This is a genomic window from Citrobacter sp. (genome assembly GCF_050252275.1).
GTDB lineage: Bacteria > Pseudomonadota > Gammaproteobacteria > Enterobacterales > Enterobacteriaceae > Citrobacter_A > Citrobacter_A amalonaticus.
In genome coordinates this window covers 1-4,261 of the sequence record NZ_JBFWLF010000353.1, presented here as the reverse complement: position 1 = coordinate 4,261, position 4,261 = coordinate 1, and the positions used below count along the sequence as shown (strand labels likewise).

At 55.6% G+C, this 4,261-nt stretch carries 3 protein-coding genes and 1 pseudogene; 3 read left to right on the top strand and 1 reads right to left on the bottom strand.

Translation table 11 applies throughout. The annotated features are described in order from the left end of the window. Both adk and hemH read left to right on the top strand, forming a co-directional pair. Positions 1-593, top strand: a 593-nt coding sequence (adk, locus tag AB7E14_RS21300) for an adenylate kinase (RefSeq protein WP_428169916.1), incomplete at its 5' end; no start/stop codon positions are given. 163 nt (positions 594-756) lie between these two features. Beyond that, a complete protein-coding gene (gene hemH / locus AB7E14_RS21295; RefSeq protein ID WP_428169915.1) occupies positions 757-1,719 on the top strand; it encodes a ferrochelatase in 963 nt (320 codons plus the stop codon). Here hemH and aes read toward each other — a convergent pair. Next, positions 1,716-2,687: an acetyl esterase gene (gene aes / locus AB7E14_RS21290; protein ID WP_428169914.1), complete on the bottom strand. Its 972-nt coding sequence runs from the start codon at positions 2,685-2,687 to the stop codon at positions 1,716-1,718. The genes hemH and aes overlap by 4 nt on opposite strands. A gap of 141 nt (positions 2,688-2,828) precedes the next feature. Here aes and AB7E14_RS21285 point away from each other — a divergent pair. After that, a pseudogene (locus AB7E14_RS21285) lies at positions 2,829-4,130 on the top strand (inosine/guanosine kinase); the annotation flags it as partial. Between the last annotated feature and the right edge of the window lie 131 nt (positions 4,131-4,261).

The window sequence follows — 4,261 nt, the reverse complement described above, 5'->3', positions numbered from 1 at the left end:
AGTTCATCATGGAGAAGTATGGTATTCCGCAAATCTCCACCGGTGATATGCTGCGTGCCGCCGTGAAATCTGGCTCCGAGCTGGGCAAACAAGCGAAAGACATCATGGACGCCGGTAAGCTGGTGACGGATGAGCTGGTGATCGCGCTGGTAAAAGAGCGTATCGCGCAGGAAGATTGCCGTAACGGTTTTCTGTTAGATGGTTTCCCGCGCACGATTCCGCAGGCTGACGCCATGAAAGAAGCCGGTATCGTGGTAGATTATGTTCTCGAATTCGACGTACCGGATGAGCTGATCGTTGATCGTATCGTTGGTCGTCGCGTACACGCTGCGTCTGGCCGCGTTTACCACATCAAATTCAACCCGCCTAAGGTTGAAGGTAAAGACGACGTGACCGGCGAAGAGCTGACCACCCGTAAAGACGACCAGGAAGAGACCGTGCGTAAGCGTCTGGTGGAATACCATCAGATGACGGCGCCGCTGATTGGTTACTACCAGAAAGAAGCGGCAGCAGGTAACACGCAATACGCGAAAGTTGACGGGACTCAGGCCGTTGCTGACGTGCGCGCCGCGCTGGAAAAAATCCTCGGTTAAGTTTTTCGCGTAGTGAACCTTTTATCAGGCCTGCCATTATCGCGTAGGCCTGATAAGCATAGCGCCATCAGGCAAATTCTCGTTTTACCTCTCACAGCAATTAGTTCTTCTTACTCACTTTTCCGCTACAATTATCAACAATTTGAATCGATAAGAGGCGGTAATGCGTCAGACGAAAACCGGTATCCTGCTGGCAAATCTTGGTACTCCCGATGCCCCCACTCCGGCGGCAGTAACACGCTATCTCCGGCAATTCTTAAGCGATACACGCGTTGTCGATACGCCCCGTGTATTGTGGTGGCCGCTGCTGCGCGGCGTGATTTTGCCGCTTCGCGCCCCGCGTGTGGCAAAGCTTTATCAGTCTGTCTGGATGGAAGGCGGCTCTCCGCTAATGGTCTACAGCCGTCAACAGCAGCAGGCGCTTGCTGCGCGCCTGGCGGACACGCCCGTCGCGCTGGGCATGAGCTATGGCTCGCTGTCACTGGAAAGCGCGGTGGACGAGCTGCTGGCAAACCACGTGGATCATATCGTCGTGCTGCCGCTGTACCCGCAATATTCCTGCTCAACGGTTGCTGCGGTCTGGGATGAGCTGGCGCGCATTCTGGCGCGTAAACGTCGTATTCCCGGCATTTCGTTTATTCGCGATTACGCCGACGATCGCGCTTATATTGACGCGCTGGCGAACAGTGCGCGGGCTTCGTTCGCCGAACACGGCGAACCGGATTTGCTGCTGTTGTCCTACCACGGCATTCCGCAGCGCTTTGCTGATGAAGGCGACGACTATCCGCAACGCTGTCGCGACACGACCCGTGAGTTGGTTTCTGCGCTCGGTCTGCCGCCAGAAAAAGTAATGATGACCTTCCAGTCGCGTTTTGGTCGTGAACCGTGGCTGACGCCCTACACGGATGAAACGCTGAAGATGTTAGGCGAGAAGGGAACGGGCCATATTCAGGTGATGTGTCCGGGCTTCGCGGCGGATTGTCTGGAGACGCTGGAAGAAATTGCGGTGCAGAATAAAGAGATCTTCCTCGAAGCGGGCGGTAAAAAGTATGAATATATTCCGGCGCTAAATGCCGCACCGGAACATATCGATATGATGCTGAAACTGACAGCCCCGTACCGCTAACGTGCAGCGTTAATCTGCTGAGTGAAGAAACGCGCACCATCGCGTAAGGCGTCATCGGCAGATTTCATCATGCGTGAGTAGTGCAGAAAGGCGTGCAGCGTGCCGGGATACATTTTGTATTCGCAGGGCTGTTGGTGCGCCTGAAGCGTCTCGAAGAGCAGACGGCTGTCGTCGATCAGCGGGTCAAACTCCGCACCGGCGATAAAGCAGGGCGGCACGTCGCGCGTCAGGTCGTTGTTGAACAGGCAATAGTACGGCGACTCGCGATCGTCGGCATCACGCAGATACATTCTTTCGTACATCTCCAAATCCTGGCGGCTGAGGCCGTCCCACTCACCGCCCATCAGCCGACGACTTACCGAGTCCTGCAAGCCATACAGGCCGTACCACAACAGCACGCCTGCCACCTTTCCACAAAATATGTGCTTATCGCGCAGCCACAGCGCGCTGGCGAGCGACAGCATCGCACCAGCGGAATCACCGGCAAAGCCAATGTGCGTCATATTCAACTGATAGTCGTCCGCCTGCTGATAAAAGAACTGGCAGGCGGCAATGGTCTCTTCAATGGCCTGCGGAAAGCGCGCCTCAGGTGAGAGTGAATAGTCGACGCCGATTACCGTGCACTGGGTATAGCTTGCCAGCAGGCGCATGATTCGGTCATGGATATCCAGATTCCCGAGAATACAACCGCCACCGTGCAGGTAAAACAGCGTGGCCTGACTGTCTGGCGTCGGGCTGTACAGGCGCGTTGTCACCTCTCCCCAGGGCGTGGGGAGGGCATATTCCCGCGTTGGCATTTGCGGTGCATCCGCGTTCCAGAAGCGCCGTTCAAGAATGTAGTGTTGGCGCATCGCTGGCACATCATCGGCGGCAGGCCAGGGAGGCAAATCGTCCTGCCGGACATTCAGCACCGCGCGCATCTCGTCTGAAATGCTGGCCAGTACGGGAAGTTTATTCTCTGGTTTCATAAAACGCTCCTTGTGAAATCGACCCATTGTAAAAGCTTCCGTCGTGGAAACTGCGATCCGTTCGTCTGTTATTGAAACTCTGTCGTCCAGAGGGGAATGTGCTACCATGCACCGCTCAGTTATCCACCTGTAAAAACAGCTATGAAATTTCCCGGTAAACGCAAATCCAAACACTATTTTCCTGTCAACGCACGCGATCCACTGCTGCAACAAATCCAGCCAGAACATGAAACCAGCGCCGCATGGGTGGTGGGGATCGATCAAACGCTGGTCGATATTGAAGCGAAAGTGGATGACGCGTTTGTACAACGTTATGGACTGAGTGCCGGGCATTCACTGGTGATTGAAGACGATGTGGCCGAAGCGCTGTATCAGGAACTGGTGCGTGACAATCTGATCACCCATCAGTTTGCCGGTGGCACGATTGGTAACACTATGCACAACTACTCGGTGCTGGCCGATGACCGTTCGGTGTTGCTGGGTGTGATGTGCAGCAACATCGAAATTGGCAGCTACGCCTACCGCTATTTGTGCAACACCTCCAGCCGGACCGACCTCAACTATCTGCAGGGCGTTGACGGGCCGATTGGCCGCTGCTTTACCCTGATAGGCGAATCCGGTGAGCGTACCTTCGCCATCAGCCCAGGGCACATGAACCAGCTGCGCGCGGAAAGCATTCCGGAACCGGTGATTGCCGGGGCATCGGCGCTGGTGCTGACCTCCTATCTGGTACGCTGCAAGCCAGGCGAGCCGATGCCGGAAGCCACCATGAAGGCCATTGAGTACGCTAAAAAGCACAATGTGCCCGTGGTGCTGACGCTTGGGACCAAATTCGTGATCGCCGATAACCCACAGTGGTGGCAGGGTTTCCTGAAAGAGAACGTCTCAATCCTGGCCATGAATGAAGAAGAGGCCGAAGCGCTGACCGGTGAAAACGATCCGCTGCTGGCATCTGATAAAGCGCTGGACTGGGTCGATCTGGTGTTGTGTACCGCCGGACCGGTAGGGCTGTACATGGCGGGCTTTACCGAAGAGGAAGCCAAACGCAAAACTCAACACCCGTTGTTGCCTGGGGCGATTGCCGAATTTAACCAATATGAGTTCAGCCGCGCGATGCGCCATAAAGACTGTCGCAATCCGCTGCGCGTCTATTCCCATATCGCGCCGTATATGGGCGGTCCGGAAAAGATCATGAACACCAATGGCGCTGGTGACGGCGCGCTGGCAGCGCTGCTGCACGATATTACCGCCAACAGCTATCACCGTTCGAACGTGCCGAATTCCAGTAAGCACAAGTTCACCTGGCTGACCTATTCGTCATTAGCTCAGGTGTGTAAATATGCCAATCGTGTGAGTTATCAGGTACTGAACCAGCACTCTCCGCGTCTGACGCGTGGACTGCCGGAGCGTGAGGATAGCCTCGAAGAGTCGTACTGGGATCGTGAAGTCATTATGCCGGATGGCGACGTAAACGTCCTATCCGGCCTGGCGTTACCATTAGCTGTGTCCTCATGTAGGCCTGAGAAACACAGCGCCATCAGGCAATCGAGCCGATGCCCCGACGAGCAGCCGGG

Excerpts from the sequence above, each read along its gene's own strand:
- hemH (WP_428169915.1), top strand. The coding sequence starts at position 757 with ATGCGTCAGACGAAAACCGGTATCCTGCTGGCAAATCTTGGTACTCCC.
- aes (WP_428169914.1), bottom strand. The coding sequence starts at position 2,687 with ATGAAACCAGAGAATAAACTTCCCGTACTGGCCAGCATTTCAGACGAG.